27 protein-coding genes are annotated in these 24,337 nt (G+C 33.2%); 21 read left to right on the forward strand and 6 right to left on the reverse strand.

Annotated elements, in window-relative coordinates; genetic code table 11:
* Positions 1–84: 84 nt before the first annotated feature.
* The 12 genes from gcvH (at position 85) to FJOH_RS08635 (ending at position 9,117) form a co-directional block, all read left to right on the forward strand.
* A complete protein-coding gene (gcvH, locus tag FJOH_RS08580) occupies positions 85–465 on the forward strand; it encodes a glycine cleavage system protein GcvH (protein WP_012023730.1) in 381 nt (126 codons plus the stop codon).
* A complete protein-coding gene (locus tag FJOH_RS08585; protein ID WP_044047591.1) occupies positions 458–841 on the forward strand; it encodes a VanZ family protein in 384 nt (127 codons plus the stop codon). The genes gcvH and FJOH_RS08585 overlap by 8 nt, the downstream gene beginning before the upstream one ends.
* A 114-nt stretch (positions 842–955) precedes the next feature.
* On the forward strand, positions 956–1,699 hold the full coding sequence (gene deoC / locus FJOH_RS08590) for a deoxyribose-phosphate aldolase (protein WP_044047592.1): 744 nt from the start codon (positions 956–958) through the stop codon (positions 1,697–1,699).
* Between the two features lie 19 nt (positions 1,700–1,718).
* Positions 1,719–3,827, forward strand: a complete 2,109-nt coding sequence (locus FJOH_RS08595) for an energy transducer TonB (protein ID WP_012023733.1) — start codon at positions 1,719–1,721, stop codon at positions 3,825–3,827.
* Between the two features lie 158 nt (positions 3,828–3,985).
* Positions 3,986–4,888 carry a heme o synthase gene (cyoE, locus tag FJOH_RS08600; RefSeq protein ID WP_044047593.1) on the forward strand — a complete coding sequence of 301 codons (903 nt, stop codon included), beginning with the start codon at positions 3,986–3,988 and terminating at the stop codon, positions 4,886–4,888.
* 2 nt (positions 4,889–4,890) lie between these two features.
* The gene (locus FJOH_RS08605; protein WP_012023735.1) at positions 4,891–5,478 is read left to right on the forward strand and encodes a cytochrome c oxidase subunit 3; all 588 of its coding nucleotides are present in this window, start codon (positions 4,891–4,893) and stop codon (positions 5,476–5,478) included.
* 42 nt (positions 5,479–5,520) lie between these two features.
* Positions 5,521–6,507, forward strand: coding sequence for a cytochrome c oxidase subunit 3 (locus FJOH_RS08610; protein ID WP_012023736.1), 987 nt, complete (start codon positions 5,521–5,523; stop codon positions 6,505–6,507).
* A gap of 18 nt (positions 6,508–6,525) precedes the next feature.
* A complete protein-coding gene (locus FJOH_RS08615; RefSeq protein WP_012023737.1) occupies positions 6,526–6,876 on the forward strand; it encodes a cytochrome C oxidase subunit IV family protein in 351 nt (116 codons plus the stop codon).
* A gap of 78 nt (positions 6,877–6,954) precedes the next feature.
* Complete coding sequence (locus FJOH_RS08620) at positions 6,955–7,611, forward strand: hypothetical protein (RefSeq protein WP_012023738.1); 657 nt, start codon at positions 6,955–6,957, stop codon at positions 7,609–7,611.
* A gap of 12 nt (positions 7,612–7,623) precedes the next feature.
* Positions 7,624–8,310 (forward strand): SCO family protein, encoded by a 687-nt coding sequence (locus FJOH_RS08625; protein WP_012023739.1) that lies wholly within the window; start codon positions 7,624–7,626, stop codon positions 8,308–8,310.
* Between the two features lie 2 nt (positions 8,311–8,312).
* Entirely contained in the window at positions 8,313–8,855 is a 543-nt protein-coding gene (locus tag FJOH_RS08630) for a DUF420 domain-containing protein (protein ID WP_012023740.1), read from the forward strand.
* Positions 8,856–8,892: 37 nt separating this feature from the next.
* Entirely contained in the window at positions 8,893–9,117 is a 225-nt protein-coding gene (locus tag FJOH_RS08635; protein WP_316916859.1) for a hypothetical protein, read from the forward strand.
* Between the two features lie 16 nt (positions 9,118–9,133).
* Here FJOH_RS08635 and FJOH_RS08640 read toward each other — a convergent pair whose 3' ends face one another.
* Entirely contained in the window at positions 9,134–10,540 is a 1,407-nt protein-coding gene (locus FJOH_RS08640; protein ID WP_012023742.1) for a DUF4403 family protein, read from the reverse strand.
* A 178-nt stretch (positions 10,541–10,718) separates the two neighbouring features.
* Here FJOH_RS08640 and FJOH_RS08645 point away from each other — a divergent pair, with 178 nt between their 5' ends.
* From FJOH_RS08645 to tsaB, 7 genes are all read left to right on the forward strand, one after another.
* Entirely contained in the window at positions 10,719–11,420 is a 702-nt protein-coding gene (locus FJOH_RS08645) for an ABC transporter ATP-binding protein (RefSeq protein WP_012023743.1), read from the forward strand.
* Positions 11,413–12,657 carry an ABC transporter permease gene (locus FJOH_RS08650; RefSeq protein WP_012023744.1) on the forward strand — a complete coding sequence of 415 codons (1,245 nt, stop codon included), beginning with the start codon at positions 11,413–11,415 and terminating at the stop codon, positions 12,655–12,657. The genes FJOH_RS08645 and FJOH_RS08650 overlap by 8 nt, the downstream gene beginning before the upstream one ends.
* Before the next feature lie 2 nt (positions 12,658–12,659).
* Positions 12,660–13,925, forward strand: coding sequence for an ABC transporter permease (locus FJOH_RS08655; RefSeq protein ID WP_012023745.1), 1,266 nt, complete (start codon positions 12,660–12,662; stop codon positions 13,923–13,925).
* A gap of 40 nt (positions 13,926–13,965) precedes the next feature.
* Positions 13,966–15,081 carry an efflux RND transporter periplasmic adaptor subunit gene (locus FJOH_RS08660; protein WP_012023746.1) on the forward strand — a complete coding sequence of 372 codons (1,116 nt, stop codon included), beginning with the start codon at positions 13,966–13,968 and terminating at the stop codon, positions 15,079–15,081.
* Positions 15,082–15,159: 78 nt separating this feature from the next.
* Positions 15,160–16,545: a TolC family protein gene (locus FJOH_RS08665; RefSeq protein ID WP_012023747.1), complete on the forward strand. Its 1,386-nt coding sequence runs from the start codon at positions 15,160–15,162 to the stop codon at positions 16,543–16,545.
* Between the two features lie 6 nt (positions 16,546–16,551).
* Positions 16,552–17,841 carry an efflux RND transporter periplasmic adaptor subunit gene (locus FJOH_RS08670; RefSeq protein WP_012023748.1) on the forward strand — a complete coding sequence of 430 codons (1,290 nt, stop codon included), beginning with the start codon at positions 16,552–16,554 and terminating at the stop codon, positions 17,839–17,841.
* Between the two features lie 76 nt (positions 17,842–17,917).
* Positions 17,918–18,589 carry a tRNA (adenosine(37)-N6)-threonylcarbamoyltransferase complex dimerization subunit type 1 TsaB gene (gene tsaB, locus FJOH_RS08675; RefSeq protein ID WP_012023749.1) on the forward strand — a complete coding sequence of 224 codons (672 nt, stop codon included), beginning with the start codon at positions 17,918–17,920 and terminating at the stop codon, positions 18,587–18,589.
* A gap of 7 nt (positions 18,590–18,596) precedes the next feature.
* Here the strand turns inward: tsaB and FJOH_RS08680 are convergent, their stop codons facing one another.
* The 3 genes from FJOH_RS08680 to FJOH_RS08690 all read right to left on the reverse strand — a co-directional run bounded on the left by FJOH_RS08680 (position 18,597) and on the right by FJOH_RS08690 (position 21,051).
* On the reverse strand, positions 18,597–19,409 hold the full coding sequence (locus tag FJOH_RS08680; RefSeq protein WP_012023750.1) for a mechanosensitive ion channel family protein: 813 nt from the start codon (positions 19,407–19,409) through the stop codon (positions 18,597–18,599).
* Between the two features lie 86 nt (positions 19,410–19,495).
* Complete coding sequence (locus FJOH_RS08685; RefSeq protein WP_012023751.1) at positions 19,496–19,771, reverse strand: hypothetical protein; 276 nt, start codon at positions 19,769–19,771, stop codon at positions 19,496–19,498.
* Positions 19,772–20,151: 380 nt separating this feature from the next.
* The gene (locus FJOH_RS08690) at positions 20,152–21,051 is read right to left on the reverse strand and encodes a NifU family protein (RefSeq protein ID WP_012023752.1); all 900 of its coding nucleotides are present in this window, start codon (positions 21,049–21,051) and stop codon (positions 20,152–20,154) included.
* Between the two features lie 143 nt (positions 21,052–21,194).
* On the opposite strand from FJOH_RS08690, the gene FJOH_RS08695 reads away from it, so the two are divergent.
* Both FJOH_RS08695 and FJOH_RS08700 read left to right on the forward strand, forming a co-directional pair.
* Entirely contained in the window at positions 21,195–22,184 is a 990-nt protein-coding gene (locus FJOH_RS08695; RefSeq protein WP_012023753.1) for a PorP/SprF family type IX secretion system membrane protein, read from the forward strand.
* A 9-nt stretch (positions 22,185–22,193) separates the two neighbouring features.
* Positions 22,194–22,712, forward strand: a complete 519-nt coding sequence (locus FJOH_RS08700; protein WP_012023754.1) for a gamma carbonic anhydrase family protein — start codon at positions 22,194–22,196, stop codon at positions 22,710–22,712.
* An 88-nt stretch (positions 22,713–22,800) separates the two neighbouring features.
* Here FJOH_RS08700 and FJOH_RS08705 read toward each other — a convergent pair whose 3' ends face one another.
* Together FJOH_RS08705 and FJOH_RS08710 are read right to left on the reverse strand one after the other, a co-directional pair.
* Positions 22,801–23,517, reverse strand: a complete 717-nt coding sequence (locus FJOH_RS08705; protein WP_012023755.1) for a LytR/AlgR family response regulator transcription factor — start codon at positions 23,515–23,517, stop codon at positions 22,801–22,803.
* 101 nt (positions 23,518–23,618) lie between these two features.
* Complete coding sequence (locus FJOH_RS08710; protein WP_012023756.1) at positions 23,619–24,329, reverse strand: dioxygenase family protein; 711 nt, start codon at positions 24,327–24,329, stop codon at positions 23,619–23,621.
* Positions 24,330–24,337 lie beyond the last annotated feature (8 nt).

Consider the following 24,337-nt stretch of genomic DNA (forward strand, 5'->3'; position numbering starts at 1 on the left):
ATTTAGGTTTCTAAACCATTATTATTAGAAGATTATTACATTTGTTGCAGAATTATTAAAATATCAATTTTCAAACATACTATTATGAGCATACCAGCAAATTTAAAGTACACAAAAGATCACGAATGGGTTAGCATCGAAGGAGATGTTGCGACTGTAGGAATTACTCATTTTGCACAAAAAGAGTTAGGGGATATCGTGTATGTTGAAGTAGAAACTTTAGATCAGACACTTGATAAAGATGAGGTTTTTGGAACAGTTGAAGCTGTAAAAACAGTTTCAGATTTGTTTTTGCCTTTAACAGGAGAAATTATTGCTTTTAATGAAGATTTAGAAAGTGCGCCAGAAACAGTAAATTCTGATCCTTATGGAGCTGGATGGATGATTAAAGTTAAAATTGCTAATCCTTCAGAAATAGATTCTTTATTATCTGACGAAGCTTATAAACAATTAATCGGTGCCTAAACAATTATTGTTAATCTGGGCAATGTTATGCTCAGGAATTATTGCTTATTTTTGTTTAACAGACTCGAGTAATCTTCCTGCAGTAAGTTTTCCCAGCATTGACAAAATAGTGCATTTTTGCTTTCATTTTGGTTTTACCATTTCCTGGATTGTGTTTTTCAAAAAAGAACTGAAAGGAAAAGATGTTAATGATTATAAAGCCTACTTTGTTTCGTTTATATTTTCGGTTTTTTTCGGAATAACGATCGAAATACTGCAAGGTGTTTTAACAGTAACAAGATCATCAGATGTAACAGATGTTTTAGCAAATGCGCTCGGGGCCCTTGTGGCAGTTTTTACAGCGATAGCTTTAAAAAAACAAATCGATAAAATATAAGAATATAATTACCCACTTCGGTGGGTTTTTTATTGGCAGAAAATCAGCTTTATAAAACAGTATTTTTTATGAATTATAATGTACTTTTGCGCCATTCGATCTAACTTCTATATTATGAATGTTAAGCAGTACTTAGATTCAACTTATTTAAAAACAGCTTCTCAGGCCGGAATTTCGGAAGAGGACAATGTTGTTGTAGTTAAAAATACAATCGAAGAAGCGATTACAGAAAGTTTTAAGCTGATTATGATCAGGCCGGAATATGTGAGTCTGGCAAAAGACATGATCTTAAAGGCAAATTCGACTTTATTGGTTGGTACAGTAATAGATTTTCCGGAAGGAAAGTCAAGTTTAGAAACTAAAATTAAAGAAGCAAACGAAGCAATAGAAAACGGAGCTGATGATTTAGATTTTGTTTGTAATTACGAAGCCTTTAAAAACGGAGATGTAGATTTAATAAAACAAGAAATCTTAATTGGAACTCAAATAGGACTGGCGAACAACAAAACAGTAAAATGGATTATTGAAGTCGCAGCATTAACAGATAAAGAAATTATACAACTGTGCGCTTTAATAAAAAATGTTGTTATATCGAACTTTAAAGAAGAAGATTATGCTTCGGTATTTGTAAAATCATCTACAGGTTTTTATAAAACCGAAAACAATCTGCCAAATGGAGCAACAATTCCTACTATAATTATAATGCTGGAAAATGCATCGCCTTTGCCAGTTAAGGCTGCAGGCGGAGTTCGTTCTTATGAAGACGCAGTAGAAATGATTCGTTTAGGAGTTAAGCGAATTGGGACTTCGGCAGCAAAAGCAATTGCAAACGGAGAAAATACCACAAATCAATATTAAATAAAAGCCCCAAATTTACGTGAATAAGTTATTTTTATCTTTTATCATTTTACCATTATTTGTTTTTTCTCAGGAAACAAATATAAAACAAGGTTTTACTTCAGAGCAATTTCCAATTTTTCCAGGTTGTGAAAACCTTCAGGCAAAAAAACTAGAAAATTGTTTTTATAAAGAAGTACAGGATTTTGTGTACAATAATTTTGAAATTCCAGCTGATTTAAAACAAAACAATTATAAAGGAGAAGTAAAAGTTCTTTTTGAGGTTGATGCCAATGGAGAATTTAAAGTGATTTACGTAAATGCAGTAAATGATGCTCTTGTAGAAGAAGCAAAACGAGTTTTTGGAAAATTTCCAAAAATCAAACCTTCTACTTATAATGGAAAACCGACTTATTCAAAATATACCATTTCAATTGATATACCTTTAAAAAATGCAGATCAGATTGCTGCAGAAGCTTTGGCTGCATCGCAGATTTTAAAACCAGTTGAAAAACCCATGACAGAATTGGATAGTATTGTGTATAAAAAATACAATATGCCTGAATTCGAAAGTCATCTAAATATTCCATTTTCTCATAGTTACTATGCACAGTTTGATGGTGCAATGAATCAGGTTGGAAGTAATAATCACACAGCTTCAAAACCGTACACGTATGCTGAGGTTACGAAATATTATAATTTAAAAGCCGTAAATCAATCGTTGCAAAAGAATGTTTCAAGCTGGTTAGGAAGAAAATGGTGGAACGAAAACATGGTGCAGATTCAGGGAGAAGATTATTGGCTGGCCCTAAATCCGATTGTAGATTTACAGATGGGAAAAGCTTCAGATCTTGATGCTTCTTATTCTTATGTAAATACTCGTGCTTTAAACTTTAGAGGAGGTTTAGGAAAACAGATAAACTTTACAACAACAGTTTTTGAAAGTCAGGGTCGATTTGCAGGGTATTATAATGATTATGCCGAAACTTTGAAACCTTCTGGAGGAAATCCGGCAATTATTCCGGGAATGGGAATCGCCAAAAGATTTAAAACTGATGCTTACGATTTTCCTTTAGCAGAAGCTAATATTACTTTTGCGCCAGGAAAAATATTCGATTTTCAATTAGGTTATGGCAGAAACTTTATTGGAGACGGTTATAGATCTTTACTTGAAAGTGATGGAGCAAGTCCATATCCGTATTTTAAAATCAATACAAACTTCTGGAAAATAAAGTACACAAATACTTATATGTGGCTTAAAGATGTACGTCCTGATGTAACAGTAGAAAAAACGTATGCTACTAAATTTATGGCAAATCATTATTTGAGCTGGAACGTTTCAAATAGATTGAACTTAGGTTTCTTTGAATCTGTAGTTTGGACAGATACCAACAATAGAGGTTTTGATGTGAATTTCGTGAACCCAATTATTTTCTATCGTTCAGTTGAATTTTCATCTTCATCAAGAAGTGGAAATGCGCTTTTAGGTGCGACGGCTAAATACAAATGGAATAACAATGTAAATTTATATGCTCAGTTTTTGCTTGATGAATTCTCAGTAAGTGATATGGGAGCGGGAGAACAAAGCTGGAAAAATAAATTTGGTTACCAATTGGGAGCGAAATATTACAATGCTTTTAAAGTTAAAGATCTTCTTTTACAGTTAGAATACAATCACGTTCGTCCTTATGTGTATTCACACAGTGCTGTAATTACCAATTATGGGCATAACAATCAAAGTATTGGGCATCAATGGGGAGGGAATTTCGAAGAACTTGTTGCAATTGGGCGTTATCATAAAGGACGTCTTTTTGCTGATGCTAAATTTACGGTTGGCACAAGAGGTTTAGATTTTGATACTGCAGAAGATGGTTATAATTATGGAGGAAATATTTATAAAAGTTATGATGTAGATCGTCCGTATGATAAAGGTGTTAAAATAGGACAGGGGAATAAAACAAGCATTTTTATTGCCGATATTCAGGGAGGATATTTAATAAATCCGATAACAAACCTAAAATTGTTTGGAAGCTTTATTTACAGAAACTTTGACCCGACTCAGGAAACGGCAACAACTTTTAAACAAAGTACAACTTGGTTTACAATCGGATTACGTTCAGATATTTTTAATTGGTATTTTGATTACTAGGATTTTTAATAAGATTTTTCGAAATAATACTGTTAAAGATTGGCAAGTTCTTATTCTGTAAAGGTTTTATTGAAAAAAATCTAATTTTATAGGTCTCAATTCTACAATCTAATTTGTACATTTGCAGCACTCAAAAAAAATATACAAAGACTACGGTATTGAACGCTGCTAAAAATACATTATCAATAAAATCAATATTTCTGGATTTCAAAGAGATTACTAAAGCTGGTTTGGCTATTAGTGTTTTGTTCTCTTCGATAGCAGGATATTTGTTAGGAGTTAATGACGAACATCCTTTTAAATGGAGTGTTTTAATTGTTTTAGCAATTGGAGGCTATTGTATGGTTGGAGCATCTAATGCTTATAATCAGGTAATCGAGAAAGATATCGATTCATTAATGGATCGAACAAAAAATCGCCCTGTTGCTTCTGGGCGTATGTCAAAAGTAACAGCCTTGATAGTGGCAAGTCTGCTTACTATAATTGGTATTGTTCTTTTGTATACAATCAATGCTAAGTCGGCAATGTTTGCTGCAATTTCAATATTTTTATATACCAGTATATATACACCATTAAAAACCGTAACTTCATTGTCGGTTTTTGTTGGTGCTTTCCCGGGCGCAATTCCTTTTATGTTAGGATGGGTTGCGGCAACAGGAGAATTTGGTATTGAAGCCGGAACGCTTTTTTTAATTCAGTTTTTCTGGCAGTTTCCTCATTTTTGGTCAATTGGATGGTTCTTATATGACGATTATGCAAAAGCAGGAATCTTTATGCTTCCAACCGGAAATAAAGACAGAAAAACCGCTTTGCAGGTTATTTTATATACGATTTGGTTAATAATAGCTTCGTTGTTACCGGTTTTAGGGTATACAGGGCAGTTATTTATTTCGCCGGTCGCGGCAGTTTTAGTGTTTTTATTAGGTTTATGGATGCTGTTTTATGCAGTTCGTTTATACCAGCTGCGAACACCAAAAGCAGCCAGAACATTAATGTTAGTGAGTGTATCGTACATTTCATTACTGCAGATTGTGTTTATAGTAGATAAATTTTTAAGATAGTTATGGAAATGACATTAACAACAAGTGATGAGCAGGTAAGAAAATCAAAATCGGCAAAGCTGATTTTGTTGTTCGCAATGGTTAGTATGACCATGATGTTTGCTGGACTTACGAGTGCATTTGTAGTAAGTAAATCAAGAGCAGACTGGCTGCAGAATTTTCAAATACCAAGTGCTTTTTATTTTAGTACAGCTGTAATTATAGGGTGCAGCATTACCTTTTTTCTGGCGAAAAAAGCAATCCAGAATGGCAATAGAACTTCAACTACAGCGTTTCTTTTAGGAACATTAGTTTTGGGTGTTTTATTTGTTGTATTACAGTTTAGAGGTTTTGGGCAAATTATAGAAAGTGGTTATTATATGACAGGTCAGGGCAGCTCGATTACTACAACTTTCCTTTATGTAATCGCGCTTATGCACTTATTGCACCTTGCAGGCGGGCTTATTTCACTTTTAATTATAATTTATAATCATTTTAAACAAAAATACAATCCGAGTCAAACTCTTGGAATAGAACTAGGTGCGATGTATTGGCACTTTTTAGACCTATTGTGGGTATTATTATTTTTATTTTTATATTTCTTTAAATAAGAAAAAAACGTAAATTTGGGAACTTTTTAACGAATATCTTTTATGGAAGCGACAGTTACTACTGCAAATAACGACGAAAAAACTTGGGGAGGCGGTCATGAAATCCAGCCGTTAGGATCAAGTTATGGTAAAATGATGATGTGGTTTTTTATCGTATCGGATGCCTTAACATTTTCTGGATTCTTAGGGGCTTATGGTTTTTCTAGATTTAAATTTATTGAAACTTGGCCATTGGCTGATGAAGTGTTTACTCACTTTCCTTTTATGCATGGTGTTTCGGCTCCTATGTATTATGTAGCCTTAATGACTTTTATCTTGATTTTCTCATCTGTAACAATGGTATTAGCTGTTGATGCAGGTCACCAATTAAAGAAAACAAAAGTTGCTGTTTACATGTTCTTAACTATTATTGGAGGTTTAATTTTCGTAGGCTCACAAGCTTGGGAGTGGAAAAACTTCATTAAAGGAGAATATGGTGCAGTTGAAACACATGGCGGAAGTTTATTGCAGTTTGTTAAAGCAGATGGAACAAGAGTTGCTCTTGCAGATTTCGCAGTAAAATTACCAGAACAAAGAGAGGCTTTAACAAGAAGCAAAACTACTTGGTTCATGGAAGATGCTCAATCTTTGCCAACTTATTCTGTAGCAGAAATTCAAGCAGGATTTAAAGCACATCCAGATTTACTAGTAAGAACAGAAACTCTTACTAAAGATAAAAAGAAAACAGTTTTGTCAAGACAAGAGTCTGAGACTCGTCTGGCAGAAGCTAAATATGTTGTAGAAGGTGCAAACTTAATTAGAAACGAATACGGTAATAAATTATTTGCTGATTTCTTCTTCTTCATCACAGGATTCCACGGATTCCACGTATTTTCTGGAGTTATCATTAATATCATTATTTTCTTTAATGTATTATTAGGAACTTACGAGAAAAGAAGAAGCTACGAAATGGTAGAGAAAGTTGGTTTATACTGGCACTTCGTAGATTTAGTTTGGGTATTTGTATTTACAGTTTTCTACCTAGTTTAATTTTAGAATTTAATTATTATGTCACACGAGCACGTATCAAATACAAAAAGAATCTGGTTTGTTTTCGCATTACTTTCAGTAGTAACTACAGTAGAAGTTATCTTGGGTATCTACAAACCAAAATCATTAGAGTTTACACATTTTATCGGTTTGAATTTGTTAAACTGGATATTTTATATCCTTACAGTATTCAAAGCTTATTATATTGTATGGGCATTTATGCACATGGAAGGTGAAAAAAGCAGTCTTAGATGGTCTGTTGTATCACCAGTTATTTTCCTAGTATTATATTTATTGTTCATCCTGTTAACAGAAGGACACTATATTTATGGGGTTTTTAAAGATTCTACTATTAAATGGAATTTTTAACATGATATTAATTCGAAAAGAAGCTCCGTTTAACGGAGCTTTTTTTATTTTTGTACCTCAATAACTTCCGTTAAAACAATGAAAAAAAATATAGTTCTTTTTGTGCTTTTTGTTTTACCAATTGTAGCCTATTTGTTTTTTGCTTCAGGTGTAAATAGTTTTACAAAACTTCCCATAATTACTCCAAAAATTGCCGACTTTGGAAACTGGAAATCTCTCGACGGCAAGAAAGTCTCTCTCGATAAAAAAATTACGGTTTTAGGTTTTTCTGGTTCTGATATTTTAAGCAGCAGAGGAAATTATTTTAATCTTAATGAAAAAATCTACAAACGTTATCATGGTTTCGAAGATCTTCAATTTGTTGTAGTTTGTCCGCTTGGTACAGAAAAAGAAGCTCAAAAACTAGTTGATGCATTAAAACCTTTTACAGATGTTTCTGGATGGAATTTTGTTTTTGCTTCTCCAGAAGAAATACAAGCATTTTACAATCAATTGCAGTTAAAAGGAAAGCTAGATGATAAACTTGGGACTTCTAATGTTTTTATTGTAGATAAAGAACGAAATTTAAGAGGACGTAAAGGAGAAAGTAAAGACAAAAAAGACGAATATAAAGAAGGATATGATACTTTTCATCCGTCTGAGCTGAGTAATGAAATGCTGGATGACTTTAAAATCATTTTGTATGAATACCGTGCTGCTCTTAAAAAGAACCATAATGCCACAAAACAACTTTAAAACTTACGAATAATGTTCAAAAATAAATCTTACATCGGGATTTCGTTTATTATTTTGATTTTCGGAATCTATGCAGTGCCAAAAATTGTTGATAGAATTAAAAATGGTGATGTTGTAAAAGGAAATCGATTAGATAATGTAGGTTCTAAAAGTTCTAAAGATGCAAAATTATTAACGATTGGTCCGGCTCCAAAATTTGAATTAACAAATCAGGACAACGTTAAAATATCTAATGAAACGTATAAAGGAAAAGTGTATGTTTTAGAATTTTTCTTTACAACCTGCCCATCAATCTGTCCAAAGATGAATATGAGTATGCTGGAAATTGAAAAAACATTCTTTGGTAATCCAAATTTTGGTATTGTTTCAATTACAATTGATCCGGTTCATGATACACCTCAGGTTTTAAAAGATCATGCAAAACTATTGGGAGTAAAATCTGCTTCATGGAATTTCCTAACAGGAGACAAAGCAACTATTATGGATTTGTCAAATAAAGGATTTAATCTATATGCCGGCGAAAATTCAAAAGTAAACGGAGGTTTTGAGCACTCAGGATTATTTGCTTTAATTGATAAAGACGGAAATATTCGCTGTAGAAAAGATGAATTTGGAAACCCAAATATCTACTACGACGGTTTAGATAAAAAAGGAGTTAGAGATATTCAACAAGACATTAAAATACTATTAGAAGAATAAAAATGGAAGATCATTCATTAGAAAAAAAATACAATAAATTTATTGTTGCGGTTTCAATTATTATCCCGGTTGTTGTAGCAATCCTTTTTGGAATTAAATTAAAAGATTTCGGAATTAACGTTGAACCGCTTTCATTTCTGCCTCCAATTTATGCAACTACAAATGGTATTACAGCCATTGTTTTAGTTTGGGCTGTAATTGCTGTTAAAAACGGAAAACTTAAATTACACGAACGATTAATGACTTTTGCGATTGCATTGTCTGTAGCGTTTTTAGTAATGTACGTTGCGTATCACATGACTTCAGATTCGACTAAATTTGGCGGTGAAGGAATTATACGTTATGTGTATTTCTTTATTTTATTAACTCATATTTTATTGTCTATAGCAATTATCCCATTAGTATTGATTACTTATGTTAGAGCACTTGCGCAAAGATTCGACAGACATAAAAAAATAGCTAAAATTACTTTTCCGCTTTGGTTGTATGTTGCGGTTACAGGAGTTGTAGTTTATTTAATGATTTCTCCTTACTATGTATACTAAAAATAAAATATCAAATTTTCAAACTCTAAATTCCAAATTGAAAAAATTGGTTTTTGGAATTTGTCTGTTCTTAGTTGGAATTTCAGCAAACGCTCAGTGTGCAATGTGCCGCGCCGCGCTTGCAGGAGATTCAAACGTAAAAAAAGCAGAAGCAGTAAACGATGGAATTGTTTTTTTAATGATAATTCCTTATTTGCTGGTAGCGATAATTGGATATCTAATTTATAGAATGTACCAATCTAAAAAGAAAAAGGCAGAATAATTATTCTGCCTTTTTTTTATTTTAATCCGTTTACAGAAACATTTACAGTTCCGTTTATTTTGATAAAAGCTATAATCGCCTGATTGGTTAACTGAATTTTGTCAAACTGAATATCTTCCATTTTTCCGTTTACAAAAACACCTGGCATTGGCGAATAGTTTTTAAGATAAGATGCCATGCTTTTTTTGCCTTCTTCTAAATTAGGCTGGATAGAATAGCGGCAGCTTTCTTCCATTTTTCTTAAAACATAACCTTGTGCAAGCCAGTTTGCAGTTCGCATTAATTTGCTTTTGGTGTCAAGAACATAGTCGAGTTTGTCAAAATAAATTTCTTTTGTCTGCGCATTATACTGCGGAATTCCGTTTAAATACAATGTTCCGTTTATAGATCCTAAAACATCAAGAGCAATAATCATTTTTCCGTTTTTATGCCAGATTGAAACATTTTTTACGGTCACTTTTTTACTTCCTGATCCAAATTCCTGTCCGGCAAAATTCTTAGTCATGATTTTTGAAGCGTCAACATAACTTGAAATGGCGGCAATATTGGCAGAAATCTGATTTGGAATTTTAGTAACAGGTTTAAGAATAATTTTATTAGAATTGAATTTAGATTCCGGTTGTTTGCCAACTATAGTTTCCATGTTGCATTTCATTCCCATTTCAAGTAAGAATGAATCATTTTTGAGCTTTGCATTTGTCGAATAAATTTCAACAGGAACAATTCTCAGCCAGCTTTCATAAGTGTCGCTCATTTGAAACGGTGTGCAGATTTTTTCTAAAGCCGACAAAACATTCGGTTTAAAATCCATTGATTTTTCAATTGCTTCATCAATTTTATGTTCCAGTTTCGATTTAAAAATTGAAATTGCGGGATTAATCAAATATGTAATCGGCATGTTTTTTCCAAAAACAGTCATTGTTGGACTTTCGCTCCAGTCTAAAGATTTGAATTCCGTTTTAGTATTTAATTTCCAATTGGTTAAAGCCACATCGCTGGATAATGTAATAACTCCGTTTAAGTTAAACCCGCGGGTGTCGTAAAGTTCAACTCCAAGTTTTTTCGTGCCAATTCGGTATTTAATATTAGCTTTTAAAGGAAGAATCGTTTTGATTTTTTTATCTGGATTAGCCGGATCATTTTGGATTTTTATGGGTCCCTGTTTCCAGATTTTCATTTGAATATCGTCATCTTCAATGTCGTTATCCTCATAAATCAATCCGTTTAAAATTGCATTGGTTTGATTTTCAATATCATTTAATTTAACTGTAATAGGCAGATTAATAAATGACGGGCTTGCGTCGTAAACTAAAGGACTTGCATCATCTGGTTCTGGCTTAAGTGTTTCCAGTTTTTGTGTTGTTGAACAGCTTAAAAACACCGCAGCTACCGCAAACATTGAGATTTTTGAAAAAAACTTCATAATTATGATTTTTTTAAAGTCAAGCAAAATTAAGAAAACAATTAAATTATTCTCATAAAGTGTAACATTTGATAATAACCACCGTCTTATTTAAAAACTATGATAAAATTATTAACGTTTTGTTATCATAATTTACTTATAAAAAATATTATTATTGTTTTAAAAATTTAACAATATCATGATCGAAATCAAAGATTTGCACAAATCCTATAAAATGGGAAGTTCGGAGCTGCATGTGTTGAAAGGAATAAATTTTAATATTGCCGAAGGTGAATTAGTTGCCATTATGGGATCATCGGGATCTGGAAAATCTACGCTTCTTAACATTTTAGGAATTCTTGACGAGGCCGACTCTGGTAGTTATATTTTAGATAAAACCCCAATTAAAAAACTGAACGAAACTCTAGCTTCAAAATACAGAAACAAATTTCTGGGTTTTGTTTTTCAGTCTTTCAATTTAATAAATTATAAATCTGCATTAGACAACGTTGCGATGCCTTTGTATTATCAAGGTGTAAAGAGAAAAGAACGTTATGAAATTGCAATGAAATATCTTGAAAAAGTTGGTTTAGGATCGCATTCTCATCACTTGCCTAACGAACTTTCTGGAGGACAGAAACAACGTGTGGCGATTGCAAGGGCATTGGCATCTAATCCAAAAGTTTTGCTTGCCGATGAGCCTACAGGAGCCTTAGATACTAAAACTTCTTATGAGGTTATGGAGTTAATTCAAGGAATTAATGACGAAGGCAAAACGATTTTAATCGTTACACACGAACCAGATATTGCCGCAATGTGCAAAAGAAATGTGGTCCTGAAAGACGGATTAATTATCGATGATAAATTAGTAGAACAAGTTAGAGCTTCATCTTATGTTTAATATTGAGCGCTGGCAGGAAATATTTGAAGCCATTTCTAAAAACCGACTGCGAACATTTCTAACAGGAATTTCGGTAGCATCGGGGATTTTTATTTTGGTGATTTTGCTTGGAGCCGGAAAAGGGCTTCAAAATGGCATTGAAAAACAATTTGAAAGAGATGCTGCCGGAATTATCGAAGTCTGGTCTGGTACAACTACAAAAGAATATAAAGGATTGAATCCAGGAAGACAGGTTCAGTTTCGAAATAGTGATTACAATCAATCTACTCAAAAATTTGAAGATAAATTAGATTTAAGAGCGTCAACACAAAATTATTGGGGGCAATCTTTTTCTTATGGAAAAGAATCAGGAAGTTATCAGTTTAGAGGTGTAGATCCTGATTATGGCGGCATCGAAAACCTAACAATAGTTCAGGGGCGTTATGTAAATAGTAAAGATTTGCAGAACAACGAAAAGGTTGCGGTTATTGGAATGAAATTAAAGAATGATTTGCTTAAGGATAAAGATGCGATAGGCGAAGAAATCTTAATTAACAATATCAGTTTTAAAGTCATCGGTGTTTTTACAGATCCGGGAGGAGAAAGAGAAGAAACCAGAGCGTACCTGCCTTTAACAACAGTGCAGAGAACTTTTGGAGGCGGAGATAAAATCAGCAATTTGTTTTTTACTTTAAAAAAGACAAGCAATTATGATGAAGCTTTGGCACAATCAGAAAAATTTACACAGGATTTAAAAGATTTATTAAAGAGCAAAAATATGGTTGCTCCTGATGATGATGGCGGAGTAGGAGTTTATAATTCTGTTAAAGATGCAAAGCAGTTTTATGATTTAAATCTTTACATCAGGTTATTTTTCTGGTGGGTTGGTATTTGTACCATTATTGCCGGAGTTGTAGGTGTAAGTAACATCATGCTGATTATTGTAAAAGAAAGAACAAAAGAAATTGGAATTCGTAAAGCTTTAGGAGCTTCTCCGTTTTCGATTATAGCCATGATACTTCACGAATCAATTTTTATTACCACTATTGCAGGATTTGTCGGGCTTTTGGCAAGTCTGCTGTTATTAGAATTTGTTGGACCGATGGTTCAGAGTGAATATTTTAGAAATCCAGAAGTAGATTTCAGCGTGGCATTAACAACACTATTTTTACTTGTGTTTGCAGGTGCTCTGGCGGGATTTTTCCCAGCATACAGAGCAGCCAAAATTAAACCTATTGTAGCACTTAGAGACGAATAATTATGTTTAAAAAAGATAATTGGGACGAGATTTTACAGGCCTTAACGGCTAACCCATTCAGAACTATTCTGACGGCTTTTGGTGTTTTTTGGGGAATTTTCATTTTGGTGATATTACTTGCAGCAGGTAATGGTCTGGAAAATGGTATTAAAAAAGGTTTTGACGGTATTGCCACAAACACTATGTTCATGTGGAGCCAGACAACATCAAAAGCTTATAAAGGACTTCCTAAAACCCGTCGTTACGATTTTAGAAACAGTGATGTTACAGCATTAAAAGCAGCAATACCAGATTTATTATATGTTTCGCCAAGAAACCAATTGGGGGATTTTAACGGAACAAATAACGTAGTTCGAGGCACAAAAACTTCGGCTTTTACGATTTATGGAGATTATCCTGAGCTGATTAAACAACAGCCAATGGATATTATAAAAGGACGTTTTGTAAATCAGCAGGATATTCTGGAAAAACGAAAAGTTGCCGTAATTGGGAAAGGAGTTATCAGTGAATTGTATGGAAAAGAAGAAGAATCTGTCGGCACTTATATTAAAATCAACGGTATAAATTTTATGGTTGTCGGTGTTTACAAATCCAAACAGCAGGGCGGAAATGCAGAACAGGAACAAAAAAATATTTTTATTCCGTTTACCACTTTTCAGCAGGCATTTAATTATGGTGATAAAGTAGGGTGGATGGCACTTACAGCTAGAGATGAAACTTCGATAACAGAATTGAAACCGAAGATTTTAGAAATCATAAAAGCACTGCATTCTGTAAATCCTACAGATGACAGAGCGGTTGGAAATTTCGACTTGTACGAACAGTTCAATAAAGTACAGAGTTTATTTAATATTCTAAAAATCATTGCTTACTTCGTAGGAACATTAGTTTTGATTTCTGGAGTAATTGGAATTTCAAACATTATGCTGATTGTAGTTAAAGAGCGTACTAAAGAAATTGGAATTAGAAGAGCTTTGGGAGCTACACCAGCAGCAATTAGAGGACAGATTTTAGCAGAATCTATTTTCTTAACAATCATTTCAGGAATGTTAGGAATTGCTGTAGCAACCGGAATTATTGCGATTTTAAATATGGTATTGGACTCAATGCCGCCAGGAAACGATACCATGTTTGCCAATCCAAGTGTTGATTTGGGAGTTGTATTTGTAGCCTTAATAATATTAGTAGGATCAGGTTTGCTGGCAGGATTTATTCCGGCGCAGACCGCAATTAATGTGAAGCCTGTAGACGCTTTGCGAACAGAATAAATTATCAATCAAAAAAATAATCGATTAAACCGAAAACAAAATGAAAAAAGGAGTAACCGTAACCATTTTAATTTTAATTGCTGTAGTGTTTTTTGGCGCACTTTACTATTTGTATGCGAAGAATCAGGAATCACCAATTGTTTTTAAAACGGAGAAAGCAGAAATCAAAACAATAGTAAAAAATACAATTGCTACTGGTAACATTCAGCCTGATGAAGAGGTACTAATCAAACCGAACATTTCAGGTATTATTGAGCAGGTTTACATTAAAGCCGGAGAAAAAATCAAAGCCGGAGATATGATTGCTAAAATTAGAGTTGTAGCCAATGTATCTAATGTAAGCAGTACTCAAAATCAAGTACAAACTGCTAAAATTGCTTTAGACAATCAGGAGAAAATTTATCAAAGACAAAAAACACTTTTTGAAAAAGATGTAATTTCTGCCAATGATTTTGATGCAGCTCAATTAGCTTATAAACAAGCCAAACAAAACTATGCATCAGCATTACAAAGTTTAGATATTGTAAAAACAGGAACAACTTCGTCGTTAGGAAGTTATGCGAATACTTTGATTCGTTCTACAGTAAACGGAATGGTTTTACAGGTTCCGGTAAAAGTAGGAAATCAGGTTATTGAAAGTAATAACTTTAATGAAGGAACTACAATAGCAAGCGTTGCCGATGTGGGAAGAATGATTTTTATTGGAAAAATTGACGAATCTGAAGTGGGAAAAATCAAAGAAAAAATGCCAATTGAAATTACTGTAGGTGCTATCGAAAACAAAAAATTTGAAGCAGTTCTTACTGATATTGCACCAAAAGGAGTTACAGAAAACGGAGCAATTCAGTTTGAAATAAAAGCTAGATTAGAAAATAGAGACGAAACATTTATTAGAGCCGGATTAAGTGCAAATGCTTCTATTATTCTTGAAAAAGCCGATAAAGTTATGGCTATAAAAGAATCATTAGTACAATTTGACAAAAAAACTCAAAAACCCTATGTAGAAGTTGAAACAACACCTCAGAAATTTGAAAGAAGAGATTTAGTTTTAGGTGTAAGCGACGGAATCTACGTTCAGGTAAAAAGCGGGATCAAAAACACAGATAAAATTAAAATCTGGAATCAGGGTTTGATCGATGAAAAAGAGAAAAAATAATTGAAATCGTAAAGAGTTTTTTTGGTTTTAAAAAATGTTAAATTTGCGCAGCATCGACTGCGCCATCAATCAAAATATATGAAAATAAATAAATATAATAGTCTTGTTTTTGCCATGCTGTTCGGTTTTGGATTATCGGGCCAGGCACAAACAAAACAATGGACTTTAGAAGAATGTGTGAGATACGCATTAGATAACAATATCACGATTAAGCTGTCTGAACTTGATGTAAAAACAGCAGATATTGATAAAAGAGGTGCTTTGGGAAGTTATCTGCCAACAGTAAACGGAAATGCTTCACACTCTTGGAATATTGGTTTGAACGTTAACCCGGTTACCAACATTGCAACTACGCAGACTACTCAGTATTCTTCATTAGGAGTAAATGCCAATGTTGATATTTACAAAGGTCTGCAAAATCAAAATGCATATAGAAGAGCTTCACTTGCTATTGTAGCATCAAAATATCAATTGTTGAAAATGCAGGAAGATATTTCTCTGAATGTAGCCAACGCTTTCCTGCAGATTTTATCTAACAAAGAAAATTTAAAAGTAAGAATAGAACAATTAGCTATTGACGAAAAACGTCTTGCACGTTCTGAGGAAATGGTTAATGCCGGAACAATTCCCCGTGGTGATTTATTTGATTTAAAAGCTACTGTTGCAACAGATAAGCAAAATATCACAGTTTCTGAAAACAATTTACTGATTTCAAAATTGAGTTTAGCGCAGCTTTTACAATTAAAAGAGTTTGCTGATTTTGATGTAGTAGATGATACAAATGCCAAAGATGAAAACAATATCATGGCACAATCGCCAATTGATATCTACAATAAAGCAAAAGAAATTAGAACGGAATTAAAATTAGCACAGACTAATTTGGAAATTGCCGAGAAAAATGTTTCAATTGCAAAAGGAGCTTATCAGCCAACTTTAAGAGGATTCTATTCTTTCAGCACAAGTGCAAGTTACAGTGACCGACTAATTGGAGCTGATGCAGCAGGAAATCCAATTTACGTTGGTCCAGATCCCGTTTTAACTCAGTTTAGTGATAATAAAGGACACAATTTCGGATTTCAGTTAAGTGTGCCAATCTTTAATGGTTTCTCTGTTAGAAACAATGTTGAAAGAAACAAAGTAAGTTTGGAAAAATCTAAAATAGATTTGGAACAAAAAAGCTTAGATTTGCAGCGTAACGTTTATACTGCTTTTACAGATGCAAAAGGTGCTTTAAATACCTATGAATCTGCAACAGTTTCTTTAGAAGCAAGACAGCAGGCCTATAATTATGCTAAAGAAAAGTACGATGTTGGTTTAATGAATTCATTTGATTTTACACAAGCACAAACTTTGCTTACAAATGCACAATCAGACGTTATTAGAACGAAATACGATTACATGTTTAAAATTAAAATACTTGAATTCTATTTCGGAATTCCAATTGTTCCAGTTATTACAAAATAATTTATTATGTCAAAAAAAATAGTTTACTTCTCAGTTGGCGGGGCATTAGTTCTAATTGCATTATTAGTAAGTCTTTCTAAGGCAGGAGTAATAGGAAATAAAGATGAAGGAAAAGAAGTTGAAACTTCAAAAGTAACAGCTTCTACAATCGTTGAAACTGTATCGGCGACTGGAAAAATCCAGCCGGAAATAGAAGTAAAACTTTCATCAATGGTTTCCGGTGAAATTATTGCGTTAAATGTAAAAGAAGGGCAGGTTGTAAAAAAAGGAGATTTATTAGTAAAAATAAATCCTGATTTATATACTTCAGGACTAGAAAGATCTGTAGCAAATTTATCTGGAACAAAAGCCGGATTAGTACAATCTGAAGCCAGTTTTAAAGAAGCTAAAGCCAATTACGAACGTAATAAAACATTATACGACAAAGGAGTAATTTCAAAGTCAGACTGGGATAAAGCTATTTCGACATACGAAGTTGCCAAAGCAACAAAACAAAATGCGTACTATAATGTTCAAAGTGCTTCGGCATCTGTAACAGAAGCCAGAGATAATTTAGGACGTACCACAATTTATGCTCCTGCCGATGGTACTATTTCTGTATTGAATGTAGAATTAGGAGAGCGTGTTTTAGGAACACAGCAAATGGCCGGAACAGAACTTTTAAGGGTTGCCAATCTTAACAACATGGAAGTTGAAGTTGATGTTAATGAAAATGATATCGTAAAAATTAAAATTGGAGACGAAGCAAATGTTGAAGTCGATGCTTACCTAAAAAAGAAATTTAAAGGTGTAGTAACCAGTATTTCTAATTCTGCCAGCACAACATTAACATCAGATCAGGTTACAAACTTTAAAGTTAAAGTTCGTATTTTAAAAGAATCATATCAGGATTTATTAGAAGGAAAACCAGATGCTTATTCGCCTTTTAGACCTGGAATGACAGCAACAGTAGATATTATTACCACAACTAAAAACAATGTTTTGGCAGTACCAATTAGTTCTGTAGTTGTAAAATCTGATACAACGGCTGTTAAAGATTTTAAAGTTGACGATCCAAACGAGAAAAAAACAACTCCAAAAAGCGATAAGAAATTTGAGTGTGTTTTTGTAAAAGTAGGTGATAAAGCTAAAATCAGAATTATTAAAACCGGAATTCAGGATGATACGAATATCGAAGTAATGTCTGGATTAAAATCTGGAGATGTAGTAATTACAGGGCCTTATACAACCGTTTCTAAAGAACTAAATTCTGGAGATAAAGTTAAACTTAAAAAAGCTGACGCTCCTAAAAAATAAATAAGATATATTTGTCAGGCTGAGCAGAATTAAGTTTTCTCTCAGCCTGAAATAATTAATTTTAAAATCATACACATTGTCTTTTATTCTCAATATCGAAACAGCAACCAAAAATTGTTCAGTATCAATTGCAAAAAATGGAGAAACTATTCTTTGTAAAGAAATTGCAGAAGAAGGATATTCGCACGCCGAAAAACTTCATGTTTTTATTGAAGAAGCTATTGCAGAATCTGGAGTTTCAATTCAGGATTTAAATGCAGTTGCAGTAAGCCAGGGGCCAGGTTCTTATACCGGGTTACGAATTGGCGTTTCGGCAGCAAAAGGATTGTGTTATGCATTAAATATCCCTTTAATTGCGGTAGATACTTTGCAGACTCTGGCCTCTAAAGCTAAAATTTCTGAAGGAAAAATTATTCCGATGCTTGATGCCAGAAGGATGGAAGTTTACAGCGAAATTTTTAATGCAGATTTAGAAGTAGAAAGAACAATTCAGGCAGAAATTATTACAGAAGATTCTTTTGCAGCATATAAAGAAACACTTTATTTCGTAGGAGATTGTGCGGAGAAATGCAAACCTGTTTTGACTAAAGATAACTTTGTGTTTTTAGAAGAAATCAAATATCCTTCGGCAAATGAAATGAGTAAAATCAGTTACGATAAGTATCAAAAAAGCGACACTGTTGATGTCGCTTACTTTGAACCTTATTATTTAAAAGATTTTATGATGACACTGCCTAAAAAGCAGTAATCCATTTTTATTTTTGAAGTGTAAAAGGCTGAACAGAAATTCCTGCCTGATCTAAAGCTGTTTTACAATCTTCGAGCGTTTCAGAAAAAACAGCTCCATAATTAGCATTCTTCGCCCACGGACGTACTGCAAAATCTACAGAACTTGCCGATAAATTTTTAACAAAAACTTCCGGAGCAGGCTTTTGAAGCACTTTTGGATTTTTGTTTAAAACCTCCAAAAGAATATCTTTTGCTTTTTTAATATCAGAATCATAAGAAACTGAAAAAGTTAGATCAGCTCTTCTTTCTCCCTGCATAGAGTAATTAATAATTGTTCCGTTTGACAAAGCTCCATTTGGCACAAAAACGGTCTGATTGTTTCCGGTAAGCATTTTGGTAACAAAAATTTGAATTTCCAGCACCGTTGCTATAACACCTTGAGCCTCGATCGTATCGCCAACTTTAAAAGGCTTAAAAACGATAATTAACATACCGCCGGCAAAATTAGAAAGTGATCCCTGCAGTGATAAACCAACTGCAAGACCCATAGCACCTAAAATGGCTACGAATGAAGAAGTCTCGATTCCGAGGTTTGAAATAAAGGTTACAAATAATAAAATTCGTAAAGCCCATAGTAAAATATCAGCAAGAAATTTGGTCAATGTTGGATCCAGATTTCTCTTTTCCATTATTTTTCTAATAATTCTGTTGATGAATTTTATGGCATATAAACCAACAAATAAAACTAGAAATGCTGAGATTAATTTTGGCGAATAATCAATTAAAAGATTAATAAATTTCGCCGCGTAACTGCTTAATTGTTCAGGATTGATGTACATTATTTTAATTAAAAAAACCTTCTCAATAGAGAAGGTGTATTGATTGCTGCAAATATAAAATAATTATCTTTTAAATCAGAAACTGCTTATTTTTCTGACTCTTCAGAATCAAAATCGGTTACAGCATCTTCGCTTACGTCTACAACAGTTTCTGTAACAAGTTCATAATCAGAATTGGTGTTTTCTGACAGGACTTCTTTTATAGAATCAAATACATCGCTGATTAAATCGGCAGCATTTTCAAGTATAGGTTCTGCGGCGTCTTTAATTTCTTCAACAGTAGTTTCTGCCTGTGCAGCAAAATCGGTAGTTTTTTCTTTTGCAGATCCAAATAAATTGGTAAAAAATGAAGTTAATCCCATGGTTTTGATTTGGTTGGTTTAGAATACAATATTAATTGTTTTTCGAGAATTACAATTAAATTTTATAATAATTAATTGATAGCGAATTAGTTTGGTTTAATTTTAAACGCATAGAAACAAAAGGCTCCAGCGGAGCATAATATTTATAGCATAATTTATTTCCATGTATGAAAAGCTCCAGAGGAGCGGCATATTTTAAATAATATATGTTTCGCTCCTCTGGAGCTTGAAATCACGGGTACATGCTATAAATATTATGCTCCGCTGGAGTATTTATTGCTAAATAGTCTTGATGTCTCTATGTGTTAATACCTTTCAATAATTATTCCTAAATAAAAAAGCGCCTCGATTGAGACGCTTTCTATAATGTATTAAATGTTTTATGCATTCAAAGCTTCAACTTTAATAGCTTCATCATTCAGCATACTTTTCAGCATATTTTCGATTCCGCTTTTTAGAGTAAATGTTGATGAAGGACAACCGCTGCAAGCTCCTTGTAAAATCACTTTTACGGTTTTGTCATCTTCATTATAAGAATCAAAAGCAATATTTCCTCCATCAGCCGCAACTGCTGGTTTTACATATTCTTCTAATATGTTGATAATCTGCTGAGAAGTTACATCCAGTTTGTCAAAAGCTTCGTCTTTTGTAACATCATTTTTAGTTGCAGTCTGAATTAAGCTTTCATCTAAAACAGTTCCTCCGTTTTCGATAAATTGTTTGATGAATGTTCTTAATTCTAAGGTAATTTCCTGCCAGTCGTTGATTTCGTATTTGGTTACAGAAATATAATTTTCATCAATAAATACTTCTTTTACATAAGGAAATTTAAATAATTCCTGAGCCAATGGAGAAGAAGCAGTCTGATCGATATTTTTGTATTCAACCGCATTTCTGGTCAACATTCTGCTTACTACAAATTTTAAAGCAGCAGGGTTTGGAGTTGTTTCTCCATAAACTGTAATAGGCTGTTTTTTAGCTTTATTTTCGTCAACTTTTATAATAACGCCGCCTTTGTCTACAAATGATGTAATTTGTTCTGCAACGGCATCTTTTACATCGTCCCAGTCTACAATGCTGTATCTTTCGATTGCAATGAAGTTTCCTGAAATATAAACTGTTTTTACAAACGGAAGATAGAACAATTGCTGTGCTAAAGGAGATGCTTGTGCTTCGTCAATGTTTTTAAATTCAAAGCTTTGATTTTGAGTGATAAAATCTTCAAATTCGAACTTTAATATCGTTGGATTTTGAGTTTCTTTTATAGTGATTTTTGTCATGGCAGTAATTTTTTGCAAATTTACTAAAGTTATTTTCTACTTATGGCTATATTTGATTTTTTAATAAAATAATTAAGACTCTTTTCAAATAATTCGTACGAAATTAATAAGAGAGCAAAAATTATATAAACTAGCTAACCATTATGAAATTAAAAATCAAGTTTTTATTTGTTTTTTTAATTACTTCGTTCTTTACCTATTCACAAGAAGGAATTCCTGTTTATTCAGATTATTTATCGGACAACTATTACTTAATTCACCCTTCAATGGCGGGTGCCGCTAACTGTGCAAAAATTAGGTTAACAGCCAGAAAACAATGGTTTGGTCAGGAAGATGCGCCGTCGCTTCAAACTTTAAGTTTTAACGGAAGAGTAGGAGAGCGTTCAGGTGCCGGAATTATTGTTTTTAATGATAAAAACGGTTACCATTCAGAAAAAGGTGTAAAGCTTACGTATGCTCATCATATTATGTTTTCGAGAGACGAACTCGATTTAAATCAGCTTTCTTTTGGTATCAGCGGGGGATTGATTCAGAATCAGTTAGATGAAACTAAATTCGGAAATGTTTTCGATCCTATTGTTTTTGGTTCCATTCAAAAAGATTCTTATTTCAATTTAGATATTGGAGCATCGTATAATTTTCTTGATTTTTATGCACATGCAACGGTTCAGGGAGTTCTTGAAACAAGAAGAGAGCTGTATACAGATTATGAAAGTGACAATTTGAGAAAATTTCTTTTTAGTGCCGGATATGTGTTTGGAAAAAGAGATAAAATTACCTGGGAACCTTCAATTTTATTTCAATATTTTGATCAGACCAAACAAAAGTCTATAGACTTGAATTTAAAAGCGTACAAGAATATGGATTTTGGAAGTTTGTGGGCTGCATTATCGTATAGAAGAAGTTTTGATGGAGCACAGTATAGTTCAGGGAGCGGTGTTTCGTCTCAAAAATTACAATACATTACGCCAATAGTAGGCGTTAATTTTAAAAACTTTATGTTTGCCTATACTTATTCTCAAGTTACGGGAGATGTAAAATTTGATACTGGCGGTTATCACCAGATTACTTTAGGAATTAATTTATTTTGCAGAAAAGAGCGTTACGATTGTAATTGCCCTGCAGTTAATTAAAAAAATATTATGGTTATAAAATCTGTAAACGGAAAAGCACCTTCAATACCACAAGATTGTTATGTTGCTGAAAATGCAACAATTGTCGGCGATGTTTCTTTTGGAGATTCTTGCAGCGTGTGGTTTAATGCTGTGGTTCGCGGAGATGTTCACTTTATTAAGATAGGAAACAAAGTAAACATTCAGGATGGAGCCGTAATTCATTGCACTTATCAAAAACACCCAACTATTATAGGAAACAATGTTTCAATTGGTCATAATGCGATTGTTCACGGATGCACGATTCATGACAATGTATTAATAGGAATGGGGGCTATTGTAATGGATAACTGCGTTGTTGAAAGTAATTCGATTATTGCAGCCGGAGCTGTTTTAACTCAAAATACTGTTGTTCCTTCGGGGACTATTTTTGCAGGTGTTCCAGCTAAAAAAGTAAAAGACATTGATCAATCTGATTTTGCAGGCGAAATCGAACGTATTTCGAACAATTATGTAATGTATTCAGGATGGTTTAAAAACGAAGAATAAAATACAAATTCCAAATTCCAATAGTATTGATGCTTTATTGGAATTTGGTCTCGATAGCTATCGGGATTATTTTGAAGTTTTTATAAACTTATAAATTGATTTTCTCGAAGAAAGCATTTTTATAGCTTTCGCTTATTGGAATTCGTTTGTCGCTGATTAAAACTTTATTTTTTTGAATTGATTTTACATGTTTTATATTGATGATGTAAGACCTGTGAATTCGCGAAAATCCTTTGTTTGAAAGCAGATTTTCCAGTTTTATTAAGCTGATTAAAGTCAGTGTAAATTTATTGTCTGTAGTGTATATTTTTACGTAATCTTTTAAACCTTCGATAAATAATATATCCGAAAAATTCATTTTTACATTTTCATATTCCGCTCTAACAAACATAAAATCCTGTTCAACTTCTGGAGCCGGAACATTTTCTGAAACGGCCTGAACAGGAGCAGCGGGATTATTAATTTGCTGCGCTCGCACAACCGATTTTAAAAAGCGATGAAACGGAATTGGTTTTACTAAATAATCAACAGCACCCAAATTAAAGCCTTCTACAGCATAATCAGAATAAGCAGTTGTAAAGATTACTAAAGGTTTTTTTTCGATAGTGTTTATAAACTCAATTCCAGAAAAATGAGGCATTTGGATATCCAGAAAAATCAAATCAATATTGTTCTGATTGATAAATGAAACAGCATCAATAGCGTTATTAAAAGTATTGACTAATTCGAGTGAATCTACTTTTTTGACAAAATCTTCTAATAGTTCAACTGCTAAAGGTTCATCATCTATAATTACACATTTCATCTGTTGGAAATTAAGTTTTAAATTGTTTTGGCAGTCAAAAGTAGTTTTAAACCAGTAAATTAAGTTTTAAAATTATCATAAAATACTGGTTGTTTCTAAAATTAACCGTTTACCGTAATGGTTTTGGTTAAAGTATATCCGTCAGTTAAATTTCCAGTCAGCGTTGCCAATTCGCTTGAAAGACTGTCTGAGAAAACATTATCTTTTGTGTTCGAAGTATCAGCTTGACCATGAGCTGCATAATTAGTGCTCGAATATACTTCGCTGGAAATGTTTTCAGGAAAAGCAATCTGAGTTACTAATAAAGACGAACCGCTGCTTGATAAAACTTCAACATGCACGTGAGGAGCTCTGCCTTGATACCAGCCTGGGTAAATAGATATAAATGAAACTTCGCCACTTGCATTTGTAGTTTGTCTTCCTCTTAAAAAATGAACCGAAGTATAATCAGTCTGCTGCATTTGTGTACCGCCGTATTCAGAATAATTTCCATCTTTGTCACAATGCCATACATCTACTAAAACATTAGAAAGAGGTGCACAATCATTGTTTTTATTTTCAATTTTTAAATTGATAAGAAGCGCAACTCCCACGCGATCTGATTTTATATTTTCTAAAACCAGCTGACTTGGTGTTTTGATAGGAAATGGACCTTTTGTTTCTGCGGGAGAAACAACACAGCTTCCGTCTCCAGACGAATTTGTGTCTGAGTCATCATTGTCGCTTTTAGAACAGGATTCTAATAATTTAGAAGCACCTGCCAAAGCAGTAATGCCTAAAAGACCATTTCGGATAAATTTTTTTCTGTCCATAATCACAT

Origin of the sequence: Flavobacterium johnsoniae UW101, assembly GCF_000016645.1 — a bacterium.
Lineage (GTDB): Bacteria > Bacteroidota > Bacteroidia > Flavobacteriales > Flavobacteriaceae > Flavobacterium > Flavobacterium johnsoniae.

Bases quoted from the DNA above. Each gene is read 5' to 3' on its own strand.
- FJOH_RS08625 (WP_012023739.1), top strand. From the start codon at position 7,624: ATGTTCAAAAATAAATCTTACATCGGGATTTCGTTTATTATTTTGATT.
- FJOH_RS08655 (WP_012023745.1), top strand. From the start codon at position 12,660: ATGTTTAAAAAAGATAATTGGGACGAGATTTTACAGGCCTTAACGGCT.
- FJOH_RS08695 (WP_012023753.1), top strand. From the start codon at position 21,195: ATGAAATTAAAAATCAAGTTTTTATTTGTTTTTTTAATTACTTCGTTC.
- FJOH_RS08680 (WP_012023750.1), bottom strand. From the start codon at position 19,409: ATGTACATCAATCCTGAACAATTAAGCAGTTACGCGGCGAAATTTATT.
- FJOH_RS08610 (WP_012023736.1), top strand. From the start codon at position 5,521: ATGGAAGCGACAGTTACTACTGCAAATAACGACGAAAAAACTTGGGGA.
- FJOH_RS08660 (WP_012023746.1), top strand. From the start codon at position 13,966: ATGAAAAAAGGAGTAACCGTAACCATTTTAATTTTAATTGCTGTAGTG.
- FJOH_RS08645 (WP_012023743.1), top strand. From the start codon at position 10,719: ATGATCGAAATCAAAGATTTGCACAAATCCTATAAAATGGGAAGTTCG.
- FJOH_RS08630 (WP_012023740.1), top strand. From the start codon at position 8,313: ATGGAAGATCATTCATTAGAAAAAAAATACAATAAATTTATTGTTGCG.
- FJOH_RS08620 (WP_012023738.1), top strand. From the start codon at position 6,955: ATGAAAAAAAATATAGTTCTTTTTGTGCTTTTTGTTTTACCAATTGTA.
- FJOH_RS08665 (WP_012023747.1), top strand. From the start codon at position 15,160: ATGAAAATAAATAAATATAATAGTCTTGTTTTTGCCATGCTGTTCGGT.
- FJOH_RS08690 (WP_012023752.1), bottom strand. From the start codon at position 21,051: ATGACAAAAATCACTATAAAAGAAACTCAAAATCCAACGATATTAAAG.
- gcvH (WP_012023730.1), top strand. From the start codon at position 85: ATGAGCATACCAGCAAATTTAAAGTACACAAAAGATCACGAATGGGTT.
- FJOH_RS08615 (WP_012023737.1), top strand. From the start codon at position 6,526: ATGTCACACGAGCACGTATCAAATACAAAAAGAATCTGGTTTGTTTTC.
- FJOH_RS08700 (WP_012023754.1), top strand. From the start codon at position 22,194: ATGGTTATAAAATCTGTAAACGGAAAAGCACCTTCAATACCACAAGAT.
- FJOH_RS08710 (WP_012023756.1), bottom strand. From the start codon at position 24,329: ATGGACAGAAAAAAATTTATCCGAAATGGTCTTTTAGGCATTACTGCT.
- FJOH_RS08605 (WP_012023735.1), top strand. From the start codon at position 4,891: ATGGAAATGACATTAACAACAAGTGATGAGCAGGTAAGAAAATCAAAA.
- FJOH_RS08640 (WP_012023742.1), bottom strand. From the start codon at position 10,540: ATGAAGTTTTTTTCAAAAATCTCAATGTTTGCGGTAGCTGCGGTGTTT.
- FJOH_RS08705 (WP_012023755.1), bottom strand. From the start codon at position 23,517: ATGAAATGTGTAATTATAGATGATGAACCTTTAGCAGTTGAACTATTA.
- deoC (WP_044047592.1), top strand. From the start codon at position 956: ATGAATGTTAAGCAGTACTTAGATTCAACTTATTTAAAAACAGCTTCT.
- FJOH_RS08650 (WP_012023744.1), top strand. From the start codon at position 11,413: ATGTTTAATATTGAGCGCTGGCAGGAAATATTTGAAGCCATTTCTAAA.
- FJOH_RS08685 (WP_012023751.1), bottom strand. From the start codon at position 19,771: ATGGGATTAACTTCATTTTTTACCAATTTATTTGGATCTGCAAAAGAA.
- FJOH_RS08670 (WP_012023748.1), top strand. From the start codon at position 16,552: ATGTCAAAAAAAATAGTTTACTTCTCAGTTGGCGGGGCATTAGTTCTA.